This is a genomic window from Pantoea sp. C8B4 (assembly GCF_051336905.1).
Classification (GTDB): domain Bacteria; phylum Pseudomonadota; class Gammaproteobacteria; order Enterobacterales; family Enterobacteriaceae; genus Pantoea; species Pantoea rwandensis_B.
This window is the reverse complement of sequence record NZ_JBGMNK010000006.1, coordinates 119,399-138,737: the sequence shown is the minus strand read 5'-3', so window position 1 is coordinate 138,737 and position 19,339 is coordinate 119,399. Positions and strand designations below refer to the sequence as shown.

Sequence of the window (19,339 nt, the reverse complement as noted above, 5' to 3'; positions counted from 1 at the left end):
GTGGTTAATTTGTAATAACAGCTTCAATCGCTGGTAGGGTTGCCGCCGTCAGCAATTGCTGCAGGCGAGATTCGTCACTGAATACTTCGGCCAATGCTGTGATCATCTGGATATGATCGTCGCCGGAAACGGCGCACAGCATAATCACCACATACACCGGATCGTTTTCATCCGCTTCAAAACTCACACCGTTCTTCACATGCAGCAACGACAAGCCATTCTTACGCGCGCCCTGTTCTGGACGGGCATGCGGCATCGCCAGGCCGGGTGCCAGTACGTAGTAAGGCCCCAGTTCGGCATGCGAAGTGAAAATGGCATCGAGGTAAGCCGGGGTGATCGCCCCTTCGGCCAGCAGCGGCTCAGCGGATAAACGTACCGCGTCCTGCCAGTCGCTGACCTGTTCTACGATGCGAATATGTTGCGGTGTCAGCCATTGAGTGAGCATCAGTAATTCCTGGTTATTCGTCGATGGAGTGCACTTTAGGTGATTTTCTCACCGCTTTTCTGTGATGATTGTCGCAAAAGTTAGCGCTAACACCGGTGTTGTTAAAAAATGTGTTATCGCTAACATTTTTGTGCTGCCCATTTGTCATCGTTGCAAGCACCTGACATGCTCGGAGATTCTGAAAATACTCAGCAGGTGAGGCGTGCCCGAATCTGTGGTGATTAACGTGGCACGTTGGCGCATTTGGTTTTAAGCTGCGTGCGAGTAATGGTGGTAAGTCAGCTAGGAGAAGGCATGGCAGAGAAAAAACGGCGCGGTACCGGCAAAAGCACACTGGCCGATGTTGCCCGTTTGGTCGGCGTGAGCACCATGACGGCATCACGTGCGTTACGCATGCCGGAAAAAGTTTCGCCTGAAATCCGCGCCAAAATTGATGCGGCCGTTGCCGAACTGGCCTATGTGCCAAATATTCAGGCGCGTAATCTGGCGTCGGCATCGTCTAAGCTCATCACCATGGTGGTGCCTTCGTTCGCCACGCCGGGCAGTGCAATTGTGTCGGAAGCGCTGCAAGAGATTCTGCGTCCGCAGGGTTACAACATGATGCTGGCGGAAGCCAACCACTCGGCAGCGGAAGAGAGCGAGTTGATCGAGATGCTGCTCTCGTATAATCCGGCGGCGATGGTGCATTTCAACTTCGACAATGCCGCCGAAGCCCATCGTTTGTTGAGTAATTCCGGTCTGCCGGTGATGGATATCGGCGGTGTGCATCAGGAATCTGCGGGAATTAGTATCGGCGTGGATTTTGCCAAAGCGATTCGCCAGCTGGTGCAAAGTTTGGTCGAGCGCGGCTATCGTCATCTCGGCTTGTTGTGCACGCAAACCAATACCACGATTTTCCGCCAGCTGCTGAATGGCTGGCACAGTGGCATGCTGGCAGCGAATCAGGCGCCGCACCGCGTGGTGACCTCGCCGAAAATGCCTACCTTTGCCGCCGGGCATAGCCTGCTGGCTGAAATCCGGCTCACCTGGCCTGAGCTGGATGTGCTGATTTGCACCAGTGACGAAGTGGCGTGTGGCGCCATCATGGCTTGCCACGCCGCAGGCATCTCAATTCCTAGCCAGCTGGCGATCGCCAGCATCGGTGGCGGCCCACTGGCGGCGGTTTGCTCGCCGCCGCTGACCAGCGTTGTACTGCCCTATGAAGAGATGGGGCGCATGGCAGGCAAGCGCTTACTCGCCGCATTGAAGGGAGATGAGCCACCCGCCCTCAACGAACTGCCGGTGCAGCTGAAGTTGCGTGCCAGTACGCACAAGATTTAACCCTGCGGCCCAGCTAACAGACGATGTCACGCTATGTGCGGTGCTTTTCCCAGATTGATCAAATCCTTATCATTACTAAGGCATTGATAACCCTTTTACCGATCATGATTTTAACTATAATGATCCGACTGCTTACGCGGCACCCTGTTGAGGTGATGCTGCAAAACACTAAATGGAGAGGAAGAACATGAGTTATTCACTGCCATCCCTGCCTTACGCGTACGACGCACTGGAACCACACTTCGACAAGCAGACGATGGAAATCCATCACTCTAAACACCACCAGGCTTACGTCAACAACGCGAATGCAGCGCTGGAAGGTACCGAATTCGCTAACCTGCCGGTTGAAGAACTGATCGCTAAACTGGATCAACTGCCAGCAGACAAAAAAGGCCCACTGCGTAACAACGCAGGCGGTCACGCTAACCACAGCTTCTTCTGGAAAGGCCTGAAACTGGGCACCAGCCTGCAGGGCGAACTGAAAGCAGCTATCGAAAAAGATTTCGGCAGCGTTGAAGCTTTCCAGGCTGAGTTTGAGAAAGCCGCTACCACTCGTTTCGGCTCAGGCTGGGCGTGGCTGGTGAAAAAGGGCGACAAGCTGGCTGTGGTTTCAACCGCTAACCAGGATAGCCCGCTGATGGGTGAAGCTATTTCTGGCGCATCCGGTGAGCCAATCATCGGTCTGGATGTGTGGGAACACGCTTACTACCTGAAGTATCAGAACAAACGTCCTGATTACATCAAAGCATTCTGGAACGTGGTGAACTGGGACGAAGCGGCTGCGCGTTTCGCTGCTGCTAAGTAAGTTCAGGCGATAGCCAACGCACAAAACCGGTGAAGCTGCTTCACCGGTTTTTTTCTTTACGAAAACTAAACACTTCTTAAACCACTTCAAGATTATCTCTTCTGACAATACCGTTACGGTCGTTATTAACCTGCCGTTGATAATTTGGGGCATACAGTAGCCGCAGTTGATCACACGAAAGTAAAATAATTATGTCTACTATCACTACCCCTGTGGCGAATAAAGATTCGTCGGCATCTCTGTTTTTGCCGTTAATTAGCGGAAAAGTCAGACCTGATAAGTTATGGAATAGCAGTATGTTCCGCTTTAAATTTGCTTTAAGGTCTTTAATCTTTCCTGTTACAACATTTAATTACCTTAACGCATTAGCGAAACTGCCGTTTCTACCGCAACTGCTGAAAATGCAGGGTTTGCTGCCAGCTAAACCCCATCGCCCTTACCTGCGCGCAGGCTTTAGCGTGGCACAACGTGCGCAGGCACTGCTTGACCATTACACGCTGATGGATCAACTGGATAATGCCAAACTGCGCCAGTTACTGCTGAGTCCGGTGTTAAATGTGATTGCCACCTTTAACGGAAAAAATGATGAGGTGTTTGCTATTAATTGCTGCCCAGGACATTTTGACCGCGAAGGTGAAATAACCCTGACACTGCATTATCAAACTCTGAATATTGCCTCGCTCTCATTTTCCATTATTCAGGAAAAGGGCAAGCGCACATTATTGATTGGTGGATTGCAGGGGCCGCGCAAACACATCTCAAATGATGTGATCCGCGATGCAACTAAAGCCGCACATGGCGTATTCCCGAAACGTCTGTTAATGGAAGCGGTATTTATTCTGGCGCAACAATGTGGCGTGCAAGCGATTTGCGCGGTAGGAGATACCACCCATGTGTTCCGCAGCATGCGTTATCGCCACAGTAAAGGTGATAAGTTCTTTGCCAGCTACAGCGAGTTCTGGCTGTCACTGGGCGGTGAAGCCCGTGCCGACGACCTGTTTACGTTGCCGCTGCAGATGGAAAGGAAAGCTCTGGAAGAGATCGCCAGTAAGAAACGCGCGGAGTATCGCCGTCGCTATGCACTGTTGGATGCGTTGAACACTCAGGTATTGCTGGCAGCAGGGGTTGAACCCGTGGCAGGGGCTGAACCAGTGCAGGAAGAGAGCGTAGAACGCGACGTATCACACGCCGCGTAATCGGGTATCAGAACGGCTGCTTAGCGTAGCCGGTCATCACCTTCAGCCCCATCTCACGTCCCAGCGCGGTCATTGGATGCACCACCACCAGGCCGCGCACGCTCTTCTTAAATGCGCCCATGTTGGCTTGTTCTTTCTTGGTGATCTCACGGCTGAAACCCAGCTTCTGCAGCTGTTGCGCTTCTTTGCTCAGCTTCTCGTCGCGAACACTGCGCAGACGTTCAATTTCCTGCACCAGCTTCTCTTTTTCACGCAGCAACTCGCCGAGTTTTTCGGCATCGCCAGATTCCAGCAGCTGGGGTTCTTTGCGATTCAATGCATCCAGTTGATCACTGAGCAGTTTGATCTCGGCTTTTTCTTGTTCTTTCATCAGGGGAAACTCGTTAAGGAAAACAGGCAAAGGATACATCAAAACGGGGCGTTTTTGCAGCGGGGCGGATTCGACCGCGACTGGGCCCCTAAACGGCCGGCTTCTTGAAAGCTTGCTTGTGGGAGATGCGTGATATCAGCTCGGTGAGCGACAGCACCATGGTCGAGCGCACCATCTGCAGATAGCGCTGTTGCTGCATACTGCGTAATGCCTCGTCGTCTCGGGTGAAGTCAGGTTGTGGCGGCCATGCTACGACGCAGTGCAGTTCACCAAACGGCCCCAAAATCTCATCGTCAGTAAAGCGGTAGTCGCTGGTGTCGTGATCGAGTTCTTCACGCAGCGCCAGCAGCAGCTCACAATCTTCATATTCATGGCGATTAATCACGCCCAAGCCGTAAATCAGTTTCAAACGCACCGACAGCTCGCCCAGCGGACCGTCGCCGAGCAGCAGCGGTTCAACCGCGTATTTCACGGCATAATCGTCTTTGCGGAAAACCTGCAACACCAGCAGGTTGACCGCTTCAGCCAATAGCTCAACGGCGGCGATCAGGAAGCTTCTCACCGATCGACCGGCGTTCAGGCGCTCAAGCACCCGGTTTTCAAAAGCTTGCTTCTCTTCCATTATTGCCTGCATCGTTCCGCTACCGCCGACGGGCACGGTTGGCACCGCGCCCGAGTGAGCTATTAAAAGGCGCGCATTATGCCATAGCGTTGTAAGCACTCACCACTGAGGTGACCACTTCGCTATTGGCTTCCAGTCCAGAGATCTCGGCCAGTGTTGCCTGTGGGCCTTTCTCAGCCAACAGGGCAGCCAGTTCCTGTGCCTGTGGATCGGCTTCGCTGCGGTAGTGCATCGCGGCAGCGATACCCTGCACCAGGTTGGCGTGTGGCAGGTGGTATTCAAGGGTGCCGAGCGTGGGTTTGATCAGACGATCGCCCGCGCTGAGTTTACGCAGCGGCTGGCGGCCAACACGTTCAACATCATCTTTCAGGTATGGATTTTCAAAACGAGTGAGGATTTTCTGGATGTAAGCGGCGTGCTTGTCGGCATCAAAGCCATAGCGCTTGATCAGCACCTCGCCGCTCTCCTGCATCGCACCCTGCACCACGGCACGCACTTTCTCATCCAGAATCGCATCACGGATGGTGGCGTGGCCGGCTAACTGGCCAAGATACGCGGTGATGGCATGGCCGGTATTCAGCGTGAAGAGTTTGCGCTCGACAAATGCCATCAGATTGTCGGTCAGCTCCATGCCAGGAATGTTTGGCAATTCACCTTTGAACTGAGTTTTATCCACAATCCATTCGCTGAAGGTTTCGACTGTCACTTCCAGCGGATCGTTGCTGCCGGCCTCAGAAGGCGGCACGATGCGGTCAACGGCGGAGTCGACGAAGCCAACGTGCTCTTCAACCCACGCGTGATACTGCTCTGGCAGCGCTTTCAATACGTGCTGTTTCAACTGACTGGTGCCGCGCACCATGTTTTCACAGGCGATGATATTCAGCGGACGGACATTACCGTTGTCGCTGCGTTTGGCCAGACCTTTCGCCACACCGCCTGCGATGCGCTCCAGAATTTGCGGACCAACCGCCGTGGTAACGATATCAACCTCAGCAATCAGCGTGACGATGTCGTCGCTGGTGCTGTTCACTGCGCTAACGCCGGTAACGATTTCGACCTTTGCCTGCTCGCCAACTACATGAACCGGATACTCATGACGGGCGTTAAGGGCATCCAGAACCACCTGATTCACATCCGCGAAAACCAGTTCGATACCGGCATCAGCCAGCAACTTACCGATAAAACCGCGACCGATGTTACCTGCTCCAAAATGTAACGCTTTCATAAATTTGACCCATATCAAATGACGAAAGGGCGGGCAAATCCGCCCCGGAAATGTGGGACGGGCTTGCCCGCCCCAGGGAAGTTAAAACGTGGTATTACGCTTTCGCGGTGTTACCTGACAACAGATCCAGCACATCCTGAACGCTGGTGGTGTTCGCCAGCTTCTCAATCACACTGTCATCATCCAGCGCGTTGGTCAGGCTGGTAATCACCTGAATGTGTTCGTTATTGCGAGCGGCAATACCAATCACCAGGCGCGCTACGTCATCGGCTTCTTCACCAAACAGCACACCTGCTGGGTACTGGCAGAACACCACGCCAGTTTTCAGCACGCGATCTTTGGCTTCCACGGTGCCGTGCGGCACAGCGATAGACTCACCGAGATAGGTCGGGGTTAGCTTTTCACGTTCCAGCATTGCTTCAACGTACTCTGGCTGGACGTAACCGCCTTTCACCAGCTGCTCACCAGCAAAACGAATCGCCTGCTCTTTGTTGCTGGCGCTCAAGCCGAGGAACACGTTGTCCGCGCCCAGTTTGAACAAGTTAGCGCTGCCATCGTCATAGCTGTCTGCCAGCGTGGTCTGCACGGTTTCACGATGTGCTTCACTGCGGTTAGCGGCGATCAGACGTTCAGTCAGATTGCTGTACAGCGCGCTATCGAGGAAGTTATTCAGTGAAATATGCTGCGCCTGCGGTGCCTGACGCATCGCACGTTCTGTCAGATCGCGGTGGGTAATCACCAGATCCACATCGCCCGGCAGTGAGTTAATCGCACTGTTGGTTACCGAGATATTGCTCAGGCCGGCATCCTGCACTTTCTTACGCAGCACACCTGCACCCATGGCGCTGGAACCCATACCGGCATCACAGGCCACGATGATTTTACGCACGTGGCTCACATCAACACTGTTGGCATCGGCGATAACCGGAGAACCCGCAACGGCCTGACCTTTAGACTGCGCTTTCATATCACGCATACGCTGAGTCGCAGCTTCGATATCGTCATCTTCTTTCACTTTGCTGGTTTTCAGCAGGATAGAAGAGACCACGAAGGAGACCGCAAACGCCGCGATGATGGCCGCGATGTTAGCGAAGTATGCGCCTTTAGGCGTCATCGCCAGTACTGCGAGGATAGAACCCGGAGACGCTGGAGACACCAGACCACCGTTCAGTACGGTCAGGGTGAACACACCTGTCATACCACCGAGGATCACCGCCAGCAGCAGACGTGGCGCCATCAGCACGTACGGGAAGTAAATTTCGTGGATACCACCAAGGAAGTGGATGATGGCCGCACCGCCTGCAGACTGCTTGGCGCTACCGCGACCAAAAATCATGTAGGCAACCAGCACACCCATACCTGGGCCTGGGTTAGCTTCAATCAGGAAGAAGATAGATTTACCGGCTTCGCTGGCCTGCTGGATACCCAGTGGCGAGAAGATACCGTGGTTGATGGCGTTATTGAGGAACAGGATTTTCGCCGGTTCAACAAAGATAGAGGTCAGTGGCAGCAGGTTGTTCTGCACCATCAGATTTACGCCCGCCGCAAGGATGTGTGACAGACCTTCAACCAATGGACCGATGCCGATGAACGCCAGCAGCGCCAACAGCATACCGATGATACCGGCTGAGAAGTTGTTAACCAGCATCTCAAAGCCGCTTTTGATTTTACCATCAACCATACGGTCGAAGGTTTTGATCGCCCAGCCGCCCAGTGGACCGGCAATCATCGCGCCGAGGAACATCGGCATATCTGCACCGACAATCACACCCATGGTGGTAATGGCACCGACCACGCCGCCGCGATCGCCGCCCACCAGACGTCCACCGGTGAAACCGATCAACAATGGCAGCAGGTAAGTGATCATTGGGCCGACGAGTTTCGCCAGCGTTGCGTTTGGAATCCATCCGGTTGGGATGAACAGTGCTGTGATGATACCCCAGGCGATAAACGCACCGATGTTTGGCATCACCATGTTACTCAGAAAGCGACCAAAGCTCTGGACCTTGACCTTCGCTGATGAGGACATAAACCCACCCCTTATTGAGACGCGCTGCAATAAGAGCGCGGTTGTTTTTGTTAAGACTTTTATTGAGCCGTTCCGGCGCGGGCCGTGGCATCACTGTATGCACGCGGACTCTAGCACTAGTTTATTACGCTGCGTAGCATCCGGGATAAGTGTGATGCAGATCACGCAAAATTGGGGTGGTCAGGGTGCTATAAGGTGATGTAGATCACATAAATAGAGTGTAAGAAAAGTACGAAGGCGAAATTTTAAGCAAAACAACGGGATAAATGTGACTTAAGTCACCTTTGAAGCGCTGTGGTTTGTTTCATAAGTGTGATTAAGATCACAAACTATTTTTGGTCGAAAATGCGCCAGATCACACAATAGCGATGCAGATAAGAGAGGTGTAAGGAAGTGACGAAAAATCTGAAAGGTGCAATAAAGAGCATGTAAGGAAAAGGGCGGCCTGTTAGTCGCCCCTGAACGCATTAAAAACGAGGTTACAAACCACCCTGCACAGCATTCTGTGCCTGAGTCAGGGCTTGAGCATTGCTGGAAAGGTTGCTCATCAGGGTGTTGTACTGCGTGGCCTGATCCTGCGTTGGGAACTGAACGCCACCGTCATTGAAGGTCACACGTGTGCCCTGCGACTGCAGATAATCACCGGTTTGCACCGCCGCCTGGCTCAACGCCTGCAGCTGAGGCAGCAATGGAATCAGTGTACCTGCCGGCTGCGTGACCACTTTGGCGTAGACGCTGTCATACACTTTCTTCAGATCGTCTGGCTGCTTCAACGTGGCTTTGCTGCTGTCGGCCTGCATTTTGGCGCTCTGAATCTGCTGTGACAGCACACTGAGGTTGCCGCTCGCCTGACGCAGACTGTCGCGACGGGTCAGATAATCTTGTGGCACACGAATCGCGGCCAGTTCATCAACCACAGGGCGCATGCCTTGCTCAACCGCCTGATTGGCCTGCTGTGAGAAGCCATACAGAATGGCGTAGTCGCCCGCGTAGTTACCGAAGGTCTGCTTCTGGTTTTCGCTCAGGCTAGGCAGATGCTCGCCGCTACGCATCGCGGTATTCTGCAGGAAATCGGTGAAAGCTTTGCGCTGATCGCCTTCTTTATCGCCACAGGCGGTAAGTTGCAGCACAACCAGTGCGCTGACCATAAGCATGCCGGTACGCATCCAGATGCGGGATAATCCTGACGCCATGTTGAACTCCTGTTATGGCTAATTTCGATTCGGTGGGAATGGTCCTAAAGGATAGTGCAATGGCCTGGCGTGTACAACGGGTTGAGAGGCGGCAAACTGTGGCAAAGCGCGCACCCTGGTGCGCCGGATAAAGGTAATGAAAGAAATGTGGTGGTGGTCGACCCTGAAGGTTGTGCTCCACCGACACCAACGAACGCAGGCAACAAACTGAACCCAAAGGCCGAAATCACCTGGCGGCATCAGGCAGGCCGCACTGATGCCGCCAGGTTGTGATTTAAAACACCAGTGCCTGCCCATCCTTCCGGCTTTCAGTGGCGGCAATGTAGAAGCCTTGCGGGTCACGCACAATCGCCTGCGCACCGCCGAAATTGTAGCTCTGTAACGGATCTTCCACCGTAATCTGGTGACCCATTTCGCGCAATTTCGCCAGCACATTACGATCGATACCCGGTTCCACTACAACCGCGCGACCTTGCTCAACACGCCAGCGCGGTGCATCGATTGCCGCCTGCGGATTCTGCTTGTGCTGCATGATGCGGAGCGCCAGTTGCAGATGTCCCTGCGCCTGCATTGGGCCACCCATCACGCCAAACGACATCAATGGCTGTCCCGCCGCATCCAGCGCAAACGCCGGAATAATGGTGTGGAACGGGCGTTTGCTACCGGCCACCACATTCGGATGCTGCGGATCGAGTGAGAAGCCGCAGCCGCGGTTCTGCAAGCTGATGCCAGTGTCCGGCACCACCACGCCGGAACCGAAGCCCATATAGTTGGACTGAATAAAGGAGACCATCATGCCGCTGGCATCGGCGGTGGAGAGATACACGGTGCCGCTTTGCTGCGGGGAGCCGAAGGTAAAATCACCGGCCTGGTCAGGATTGATGAGTTGGGCGCGCTGTTTAAGATAGCTGTCGCTGAGCAGCAGCTCCGCCGGGAATTCCAGATGGTCGTAATCGGTGACGTAGCGATCCAGATCGACCAACGCCAGCTTCATCGCCTCGATGGATAGGTGCAGCCACGGCACGGAATCCGGTGAGTAGCTGCCGATGTCCCACTGCTCCAGAATACCGAGCGCAATTAAGGTGGCGATGCCCTGACCGTTGGGCGGTAGCTCCTGCACCGAACCGTTGGCAAACGGACGTGATAGCAGATCCACCCAATCGGCACGATGGTTGTTGAGATCGGCCATGCTGAGTGCTGCGCCGTGCTGCTCGGCAAATGCCACCATTTTCTCGGCCAGTTCGCCACGATAGAAGGCTGCACCTTTGGTTTCGGCGATTTTCTGCAGCGTCGCGGCCTGCGCCGGGTTACGGAACAGTTCACCGGCACGCGGCGGTCGGCCGTCTGGCGCAAAACACTCGATAAAGCCCGGCTGAGATTTCAGCTTGTTATAGCCGCGCTGCCACAGATGGGCGATCAGCGGCGAAACCGGGAAGCCGTCACGGGCGTATTCGATGGCCGGCTGTGCCAGCGTGGTCAGCGGCAGTGTGGCGAAGCGCTCGGCCAGCGTGACCCAGGCAGAAACGGCACCCGGCACGGTCACCGCTTCCCAACCGATTTCCGGCATGGTGCTCTGTCCGGCAAAGCGTTCTGCATTCCAGCTGGCGGGGGAACGGCCGGAGGCATTTAAGCCATGCAGCTCTTTCCCATCCCAGATAATGGCAAACGCATCGCTGCCAATGCCGTTGCCGGTGGGTTCCAGCACCGTCAGCGCCATCGCGCTGGCAATCGCTGCATCCACGGCATTGCCGCCCTGTTGCAACATGCGCATCCCCGCCTGTGCCGCCAGCGGCTGTGAGGTGGCGACCGCATTGCGGCCCATCATCGGGGCGCGGTGCGAGGCATAACTAACGTTGAAATCCAAATCGCTCATAATTTGACGTTCCTCTGCTTCATGCTGGTGCGCATCTGCCGCACTACTGTGCATCATCGGTAGGCAAAACATCGAGAATTTAATAATAAGTCAGATAATTCATGCTGATAGAAAATTGGCACTTTTTTTGAATGTGTAAAAGCAGATGCAGGAGCGATAGCGGGTAACCGACGTCGCCAGACAATTTGCAATGGGTCACTAGGGTTCCGGTCGAAAGATGCTGGTCCGAGAGTGACCGACCGTCCTCTGACGGTTACACGGCGGGACAAAAGCCCGGGAGGAAAGCGAGATCGTTGCTCGCCGCCTCCTGCTTTTTTTTCGCCCGTTAACGCCAGAGGAACCATCATGATCAAAGTCTGCCTTCGCTTGCTGTTGCTTTGCACCGTCGCACTGTTCAGCGTCAATACGCTGGCTGCCGACAAACCCTCCTTCAAGATCTGTTGGTCCATTTACGCGGGCTGGATGCCGTGGGATTACGCCCAGCAAAGCGGCATCGTGAAAAAATGGGCCGACAAATACGGCATCGACATTCAGTTGGTGCAGGTCAACGACTACATCGAATCGGTGAACCAATACACCGCCGGGGGGTTTGACGGCTGCACCATGACCAACATGGATGCCCTGACGATTCCTGCCACCGGCGGCGTGGACAGCACGGCGCTGATTGTTGGCGACTATTCCAACGGCAACGACGGTATTCTGCTGAAAGGTAAAGGCAATATTGCCTCGCTGAAAGGCAAACCGATCAATCTGGTCGAACTCTCTGTGTCTCACTATCTGCTGGCGCGTGCACTGGAGAAATCCGGCATGAGCGAGAAGGATGTCAAAGTGGTGAACACCGCGGATGCCGATCTGGTGGCGGCGTTTGGCACCTCGGACGTGCACTCCATCGTGACCTGGAACCCGCTGCTGGCCGAAGCTGAGAAGCAGCCGGATAGCCATTTAATTTTCTCTTCAGCACAAATCCCCGGTGAAATCCTCGATCTGCTGGTGGTGAATACCGCCACCTTGAAAAAGTATCCGCAGCTGGGCAAGGCGCTGACCGGTGCCTGGTATGAAACCCTGAAAACCATGTCCGGACCGAGTGACAGCGCCAAAGCTGCTCGCACGCAAATGGCTCAGGCTTCGGGCACCGATCTGGCAGGCTTCGATCAGCAGCTGGCCGCCACTCACTTGTTCAGCGATGCCAAAACCACCCTCGATTTTGTCGACAGCCCGCAGCTGAAAGCCACCATGCAGCTGGTCGCAGAGTTCTCCTTCAAGCACGGATTACTGGGAGAAGGCGCACCAAGTGCTGATGTGGTGGGCGTGGAAACGCCGGCAGGCAACTGGGGCGATACCAATAACCTGAAACTGCGCTTTACCGATGAGTTCACCAAACTGGCCGCTGCGGGTCAGCTATAAGCGAGACGATGCCGATGCGTAAATTGATCAACTACCAACCGCTGCCGCTTGGTCGCCTGCTGCTTGGCATCCTGCCGCTGCTGGCGCTGCTGCTGGTCTATCTGTTCGCGTCGGATGCGCGTCTCAGCCTGAACGCCGCAGACAAACTGTTGCCGGGTTTTAACGCGATGGGGGACGCCATCAGTCGCATGGCGTTTCAGCCCAGCCCGCGTACTGGGGAATACCTGCTGTGGACCGACACCGCCGCCAGCCTGATGCGTCTGCTGAGCGGCGTGGCGATCAGCGCACTGCTGGCGCTGGCGATTGGCCTGTTCACCGGCGCGCTGCCGGTGGTGCGGGCAGTGCTGGCGCCGCTGGTGACGGTCGTCGCGCTGGTGCCACCGCTGGCGATTCTGCCGATTCTGTTTATCTGCTTTGGCCTGGGAGAAGTGTCGAAAGTGGTGCTGATCGTGATCGGCATTACCCCGCTGATTGCACGCGATTTACAGCTGCAGGTGGAGAAAATCCCGCGCGAGCAGTTGGTGAAAGCGCAGACGCTCGGTGGGCACAGCGCGCAGATTTTGTGGCGCGTGATCCTGCCGCAGCTGATGCCGCGTCTGCTGGATGCGGTGCGTCTGTCGCTGGCGTCGGCGTGGCTGTTCCTGATTGCTGCCGAAGCGATTGCCGCCACTGAAGGGTTGGGTTACCGCATCTTCCTGATGCGCCGTTATCTGGCGATGGATGTGATTTTGCCGTACGTGGCGTGGATCGCGCTGCTGGCCTTTGTGCTCGACCTGCTGCTGCGGCTGATCAGCCGTCGCTGCTGGCCGTGGTATCACGCGAAATAACGGGAGATCGAGCGATGCCATTACTGCAACTGAAAAATCTGGAAAAACACTACGGCGAACAGGTGGTGCTGGAGCGCCTCAATATCGATGTGGAAGAGGGAGAATTTGTGGCGATTGTCGGGGCATCTGGCTGTGGCAAAACCACTTTTCTCAACATGCTGCTCGGCACCGAATCGCCCACCAAAGGGCAACTTCTGCTGGACGGCGAACCGATTCCCGACGAACCCGATGCCCATCGCGGCGTGGTGTTTCAGCGCTACTCGGTGTTTCCCCATCTGACGGTGCTCGGCAACGTGATGCTGGCGGAAGAGTTCAGCACCGCCCGTTGGCTGGGACGTGTGTGGGGTAAAAAGCGCCAGGTGATACGTCAGCGTGCGCAGGCAATGCTGGCGCAGGTTGGCCTGGAGCATGCGCAAAACAAATACCCGCACCAGCTCTCGGGCGGCATGCAGCAACGCCTGGCGCTGGCGCAGGCGCTGATGAAACAGCCGCGTATCCTGCTGCTCGACGAACCTTTTGGGGCGCTCGATCCCGGCATTCGCAGCGAGATGCACCAGTTGATTACCCGCCTGTGGCAGCAACATAACCTGACCATTTTTATGATCACGCATGATTTGAAAGAGGGCTTCAGCCTGGCTTCGCGCCTGCTGGTGTTCGACAAACTGCGTCATGACCCGCACGCGCCACAAGCCTGGGGCGCGACTATCACTTACGACCTGCCACTCGACCGCGACCAGCCCGCTGCTGGATTGCCGTCTGAGCCGCAGGTGGCTTAAAGGAGCACCACATGAATGCATATCAAACCCAGTTACCGGCGGGATCGCATTGGTCGCTGGTGATGCGCAGCGGCACCGCACTGACACTGACCGATATTGAAGGCGGCGCCAACGTCGGCATGCTGTTCTACAACCCGGAAAATCTGCTGGAGCGCTACAACGCGCCCGATACGTTGAAGTGCCAGCACACCTTCCGGCTGACAGCCGGGCACTGCCTTTATTCCGATATGGGGCGCATTTTCTGCGGCATCGAAGAAGACAGTTTCGGCTGGCATGAGAGCGTTTGCGGCACCTTAAATGCTGAGCAAACTGTCGCACGCTTCGGCGCCAGCGACTATCAGCAGGCGCGCAATCTGCGCCATCAAAACGGCTACGACAGTTTCCTCGTCGAGCTGGCGAAATACGGCCTCGGCCAGCGTGATATGGCCTCTTGCCTCAACCTGTTTGCCAGGGTGCGCGCCGATGACAACGGCACGCTGCAACTGGAGCAGCAGGGTGCACCTGGCGCACAGGTGCGGCTGCGCTTCACCATGGACACGTTAGTGATCCTGCACACCTGCCCGCATCCGCTGAATGCCAGCAGCGAATATCCGCGCCAGCCGGTGCAGATCGCACTGGGCGCCCAGCGCGCGCCGCTGCCGGAAATTTGCCTGGCGCGTGGTGAGAACCAGCGCGGTCTGCGCAACAACGCGCTCTATCAGCTGCAAGGAGAAATCTGATGATTACTGAAAGCTTACTCAATCCCGCCGAAGCGCCATTCCAGCAGCAGGTGAATGCCGGTGATTACTGGTTGCAGCGTATCGAAGCGGGCCAGACGTTGCGTATCACCGATCTGGAAGGTAATCAGGCTGCCGATACCCTGTTCTTCAATGCCGACGACACTGCCGAACGCTACAGCATGAGCGATACGCTGCGCGGGCAAAAAAATGTGTTTCTGAGTGCAGGCAGCGTGCTGCGTTCCAACTTAGATCGTCCGATGCTGACGATCACCGCCGATACCTGTGGCCGCCACGATACGCTGGGTGGCGCCTGTTCCTGTGAGAGCAACACCGTGCGCTACGACCTGGAGAAGCGTCATATGCACTCCTGCCGCGATAGCTGGATGCTGGCGGTGGCCGAAAAACCGGAATTCGGCCTGACGCGCCGTGATATCACCCACAACATTAACTTCTTTATGAACGTGCCGGTCACGCACGACGGCGGTTTGACCTTTGCCGATGGCATTTCTGCACCGGGCAAATACGTCGAGATGGTGGCGCAGATGAACATCCTGGTGCTGATCTCCAACTGCCCGCAGCTCAACAATCCCTGTAACGGTTACAACCCGACGCCGATCTTAGTCAGCGTGTGGTGAATCTTTGACGCAACGGGACGACCCGTTTTAAAGCCGTCATTGTCCCTGCAGGACGACCTGCCGTAATAAGAGATTTCACTCATGATTAATCGCGTATTGATTGCCAACCGTGGCGCGATTGCCGTGCGCATCATCCGTACCTTGCAAGCCATGAACATCCGCGCGATTGCGGTGTATGCCGAAGCCGATCGCCACGCGCGCCATGTGCGACTGGCCGATGAAGCCTGGTCGCTGGGCGAAGGGCAGGTGCGAGACACTTATCTCAATCAGCAAAAAATACTGGAAATTGCCGCACAAAGCGGGGCGCATGCGGTGCATCCCGGCTACGGTTTCCTCAGCGAAAATCCCGAGTTTGTGACGCGCTGTGAAGCGGCCGGCGTGCAGTTCCTCGGCCCAACGGCCGAGCAGATGGCGGCGTTCGGTTTGAAACATCGTGCGCGTGCGCTGGCACAGGAAAATCAGGTGCCGCTGTTGCCCGGCAGTGGTTTGCTGACTTCGCTGGACGAAGCACACATCATGGCGGAACAGATTGGCTATCCGGTGATGTTGAAAAGCACCGCCGGTGGCGGCGGAATTGGCATGCAGCGTTGTGATGATGCCGAACAGCTGAGTGCGGCATTTACGCGTGTTAAACGACTGGCGGGCAATAATTTCGCCGACGATGGCGTATTTTTAGAGAAGTTTATCGCTCGCGCGCGTCACATTGAGGTGCAGATTTTCGGTGATGGCACTGGCAACGTCATCGCCCTCGGCGAGCGTGATTGTTCCGCCCAGCGCCGCAACCAAAAAGTGCTGGAAGAAACACCCGCGCCGGGACTGAGTGCGGCCGTTCGCGCCGAACTGCAAGCCACGGCGGTGCGTCTGGCGTGCGCGGTCAATTACCGCAGCGCGGGTACCGTGGAGTATGTCTACGATGATGCCAGCCAGCAGTTCTGGTTCCTCGAAGTGAACACCCGTTTGCAGGTGGAGCACGGCGTCACTGAAATGGTGTATGGCGTGGATTTGGTACGCTGGATGGTGGAGCTGGCGCAACAAACGTTGCCGCCGCTGCACACCTTAACGACTGAGGCGCAGGGCCATGCGATTCAGGTGCGCCTGTATGCCGAAGATCCGGCCAAACAGTTCCAGCCCAGTGCCGGTTTGCTTAGCCACGTTAAGTTTCCGACGGAAAGTGAAGACGCCACGCTGCGCATCGACAGCAGCGTGGAAACCGGCATGGAGGTTTCGCCGTTCTACGATCCGATGCTGGCGAAAGTGATTGTGCATGCGGCCAACCGTGAAGTGGCATTGCGCAGCATGGCGCAGGCGCTGGACGCCACCGAGCTGTACGGCATCGAAACCAATCTGCTGTGGTTGCGCCATCTCTGTTCCCTGCCGGAAGTGCAGCAGGGCCGCATCATCACCGCCACGTTGGGCGGCGTGCAGTGGCAACCGCCTACGCTGGATATCCTCAGCGGCGGCACCTTAACGACGGTGCAGGATGCGCCTGGCCGCGTCGGCTATTGGCATGTCGGTGTGCCGCCGTCTGGCCCGTTTGACAGCCGCGCGTTCCAGTTAGGTAATCGCCTGCTGAATAACGACGCGCAGGCGGCGGGACTGGAGATCACCCTGCGTGGCCCTACGCTGCGTTTTAACCAGGCGTGCAGCTTTGTCATCACCGGGGCACCGATTGCCGCGCAGCTGGATCAGCAGACATTAACGATGCACCAGATTGTCACCGCACAGGCCGGGCAAACCCTGACGCTGGGCGATATCAGTGAGGGATGCCGCAGCTATCTGCTGCTGGCAGGCGGCTTGGATACCCCGCGCTATCTCGGTAGCCGCAGTACCTTTACGCTCGGCAAGTTTGGCGGTCACGCCGGGCGCGCTTTGCGTGCGGGCGATGTGTTGCATCTTGCCGATCCGCAGGTGCTGGCAACGGCAGACTTGCCTGGTGAGTTGGTGCCGGAACTCAACGGTGAATGGCAGCTGCGGGTGATTTACGGCCCGCACGGCGCACCGACCTTCTTTACCGATGATGACATCGCGGAGTTCTTTGCCGCCGAGTGGCAGGTGCACTACAACTCCAGCCGCACCGGCATCCGCCTGATCGGACCGAAACCGACCTGGGCACGCAGCGACGGCGGCGAAGCGGGTATGCATCCCTCCAATATCCATGACAACGCTTATGCCTTCGGCACGGTGGATTTTACCGGCGATATGCCGGTGATCCTCGGTCCGGATGGTCCCTCACTCGGTGGCTTTGTCTGTCCGGCCACGGTGATTGAAGCCGATCTGTGGAAGCTCGGACAGCTCAAAGCCGGGGATCGCGTGCGCTTCCTGCCGATCGATCTCAGCAGTGCGGATCAACTGGCGCAGGCAGAGCGTGAAGCGATCATCAAACTGCAATCCGTACCGCTTACAGTGAACGCTGCGCTGCCCCTTATTGATCCACTATTGCACCATCAGGCGGCAGAAAATGGCCGGCCATCGCTCAGTGTGCGTGCGGCAGGTGATCGTTTCCTGCTGGTAGAGTATGGCGATTTGATGCTGGATATCGCCCTGCGTTTCCGCGTGCACGCGCTGATGCAACAGCTGCAAGCCCATCCGCTGCCGGGTCAGCTGGAATTAACGCCGGGCATTCGTTCGCTGCAGGTGCACTACGATGCACAGCGCTGTGCAAGAAGTGAGCTGTTGGCGCAAATTTTGCACATTGATAGAGAGCTGGGCGATCTCAGCGAGGCCGCAGTGCCATCGCGTACCGTGTGGTTACCGCTCAGCTGGGATGATGCGGCATGCCGTGAGGCCATTACCCGCTACAGCCAGTCGGTGCGACCTGATGCACCCTGGTGCCCCAGCAATATTGAATTTATCCGCCGCATCAATGGCCTTACCAGCATTGATGAGGTGAAGGAGATCGTGTTCAGCGCCGCCTATCTGGTGATGGGGCTGGGCGATGTCTATCTCGGTGCACCCGTGGCGACGCCGCTCGATCCGCGTCATCGCCTGGTGACCACGAAGTACAATCCGGCACGCACCTGGACGGCGGAAAACTCGGTGGGGATTGGTGGCGCTTACATGTGCGTCTATGGCATGGAAGGGCCGGGCGGTTATCAGTTTGTCGGGCGCACCATGCAGATGTGGAATCGCGATCGACAAACCTCGGCCTTCACACAGCCGTGGCTGCTGCGCTTCTTTGATCAAATCCGTTTCTATCCGGTTAGCGCCGAGGAATTGCTCAGCATTCGCGAGCGTTTCCCGTGGGGTGACTATCCGCTGCGGAGCGAAGAGGGCGAGTTCCGCCTCGCAGATTATCAGGCGATGCTGGTGGAGCAGGCTGGTGAAATCGACGCCTTTCAGCAACAGCGTCAGCAGGCTTTTGACAGTGAGCTGGCACGCTGGCGTGCCGAAGGGCAATTTACCTTCGACAGCCAGTTACAGGAACAGCGTGCAGAAGAAATTACGGTGCCTGCAGGGTGTAGCCCGGTAGAGAGCCAGGTGGCGGGCAGCGTGTGGCAATGGTTGGTTGACGAAGGCAGTGAGATTGAAGCGGGTGCCACGGTAGGCATACTCGAATCCATGAAGATGGAGATCCCGATCGTGGCGCCAGTCAGTGGAAAAATCCATTGTTTTTATCGCCAGGCCGGGCAGCAAGTGCAGGCGGGTCAATTGCTTATGGTGATCGATCCTTCTGCGGCATAAGTAAGAATAAAAAATAATCAGTAATCAGGCAGCAAAGCCGGGGATCTGACCCATAATTAGTAACCCGGCTGATTGTTGCATTGCTATGACATCTTTTTGCAGTGTGCAACAGGCTGTGTCCCGTAACGGTTTACTAAAACAATCAATCTCCACAGTCATTTTGGGGGCAGAAAGGCAGCAAATGAGGCCATCCCGTGAGCTTGCTACAGTAAGTGTCTC

At 56.2% G+C, this 19,339-nt stretch carries 16 protein-coding genes and 1 riboswitch; of the genes, 9 read left to right on the top strand and 7 right to left on the bottom strand.

What is annotated here, in order from left to right; all coding sequences use genetic code 11:
• Positions 1-4 precede the first annotated feature (4 nt).
• Entirely contained in the window at positions 5-445 is a 441-nt protein-coding gene (locus ACCW76_RS09920; RefSeq protein ID WP_436338440.1) for a PTS sugar transporter subunit IIA, read from the bottom strand.
• Between the two features lie 294 nt (positions 446-739).
• On the opposite strand from ACCW76_RS09920, the gene ACCW76_RS09915 reads away from it, so the two are divergent.
• The 3 genes from ACCW76_RS09915 to ACCW76_RS09905 all read left to right on the top strand — a co-directional run bounded on the left by ACCW76_RS09915 (position 740) and on the right by ACCW76_RS09905 (position 3,766).
• Positions 740-1,765 carry a LacI family DNA-binding transcriptional regulator gene (locus ACCW76_RS09915; protein ID WP_045833978.1) on the top strand — a complete coding sequence of 342 codons (1,026 nt, stop codon included), beginning with the start codon at positions 740-742 and terminating at the stop codon, positions 1,763-1,765.
• A gap of 187 nt (positions 1,766-1,952) precedes the next feature.
• Positions 1,953-2,570: a superoxide dismutase [Mn] gene (sodA, locus tag ACCW76_RS09910; RefSeq protein WP_034827730.1), complete on the top strand. Its 618-nt coding sequence runs from the start codon at positions 1,953-1,955 to the stop codon at positions 2,568-2,570.
• A 191-nt stretch (positions 2,571-2,761) separates the two neighbouring features.
• A complete protein-coding gene (locus ACCW76_RS09905) occupies positions 2,762-3,766 on the top strand; it encodes a VirK/YbjX family protein (RefSeq protein ID WP_045815035.1) in 1,005 nt (334 codons plus the stop codon).
• A 7-nt stretch (positions 3,767-3,773) separates the two neighbouring features.
• Here the strand turns inward: ACCW76_RS09905 and ACCW76_RS09900 are convergent, their stop codons facing one another.
• The 6 genes from ACCW76_RS09900 to ACCW76_RS09875 form a co-directional block, all read right to left on the bottom strand.
• Positions 3,774-4,136, bottom strand: a complete 363-nt coding sequence (locus tag ACCW76_RS09900) for a YibL family ribosome-associated protein (RefSeq protein ID WP_038643877.1) — start codon at positions 4,134-4,136, stop codon at positions 3,774-3,776.
• Between the two features lie 88 nt (positions 4,137-4,224).
• The gene (gene mtlR / locus ACCW76_RS09895; RefSeq protein WP_197079585.1) at positions 4,225-4,770 is read right to left on the bottom strand and encodes a mannitol operon repressor MtlR; all 546 of its coding nucleotides are present in this window, start codon (positions 4,768-4,770) and stop codon (positions 4,225-4,227) included.
• A gap of 64 nt (positions 4,771-4,834) precedes the next feature.
• Positions 4,835-5,983: a mannitol-1-phosphate 5-dehydrogenase gene (gene mtlD / locus ACCW76_RS09890; RefSeq protein ID WP_034827736.1), complete on the bottom strand. Its 1,149-nt coding sequence runs from the start codon at positions 5,981-5,983 to the stop codon at positions 4,835-4,837.
• A gap of 94 nt (positions 5,984-6,077) precedes the next feature.
• On the bottom strand, positions 6,078-8,012 hold the full coding sequence (locus ACCW76_RS09885) for a PTS mannitol transporter subunit IICBA (protein WP_034827738.1): 1,935 nt from the start codon (positions 8,010-8,012) through the stop codon (positions 6,078-6,080).
• Between the two features lie 479 nt (positions 8,013-8,491).
• Entirely contained in the window at positions 8,492-9,205 is a 714-nt protein-coding gene (locus ACCW76_RS09880) for a DUF3053 domain-containing protein (RefSeq protein ID WP_038643872.1), read from the bottom strand.
• A 274-nt stretch (positions 9,206-9,479) separates the two neighbouring features.
• Entirely contained in the window at positions 9,480-11,078 is a 1,599-nt protein-coding gene (locus ACCW76_RS09875) for a gamma-glutamyltransferase family protein (protein ID WP_436338439.1), read from the bottom strand.
• A 187-nt stretch (positions 11,079-11,265) separates the two neighbouring features.
• Positions 11,266-11,360, top strand: a riboswitch (guanidine-I (ykkC/yxkD leader).
• 63 nt (positions 11,361-11,423) lie between these two features.
• Between ACCW76_RS09875 and ACCW76_RS09870 the strand changes: the two genes are divergently transcribed.
• From ACCW76_RS09870 to uca, 6 genes are all read left to right on the top strand, one after another.
• Positions 11,424-12,482 carry a putative urea ABC transporter substrate-binding protein gene (locus ACCW76_RS09870; protein ID WP_436338438.1) on the top strand — a complete coding sequence of 353 codons (1,059 nt, stop codon included), beginning with the start codon at positions 11,424-11,426 and terminating at the stop codon, positions 12,480-12,482.
• Between the two features lie 14 nt (positions 12,483-12,496).
• Positions 12,497-13,309, top strand: a complete 813-nt coding sequence (locus ACCW76_RS09865) for an ABC transporter permease (RefSeq protein WP_034827756.1) — start codon at positions 12,497-12,499, stop codon at positions 13,307-13,309.
• 14 nt (positions 13,310-13,323) lie between these two features.
• Entirely contained in the window at positions 13,324-14,085 is a 762-nt protein-coding gene (locus tag ACCW76_RS09860) for an ABC transporter ATP-binding protein (RefSeq protein WP_045815026.1), read from the top strand.
• A gap of 11 nt (positions 14,086-14,096) precedes the next feature.
• A complete protein-coding gene (locus ACCW76_RS09855) occupies positions 14,097-14,804 on the top strand; it encodes an urea amidolyase associated protein UAAP1 (protein WP_436338437.1) in 708 nt (235 codons plus the stop codon).
• Complete coding sequence (locus tag ACCW76_RS09850; RefSeq protein WP_038643857.1) at positions 14,804-15,439, top strand: urea amidolyase associated protein UAAP2; 636 nt, start codon at positions 14,804-14,806, stop codon at positions 15,437-15,439. The genes ACCW76_RS09855 and ACCW76_RS09850 overlap by 1 nt, the downstream gene beginning before the upstream one ends.
• A gap of 81 nt (positions 15,440-15,520) precedes the next feature.
• Positions 15,521-19,120, top strand: coding sequence for an urea carboxylase (gene uca, locus ACCW76_RS09845; RefSeq protein WP_436338436.1), 3,600 nt, complete (start codon positions 15,521-15,523; stop codon positions 19,118-19,120).
• Positions 19,121-19,339: the final 219 nt, after the last annotated feature.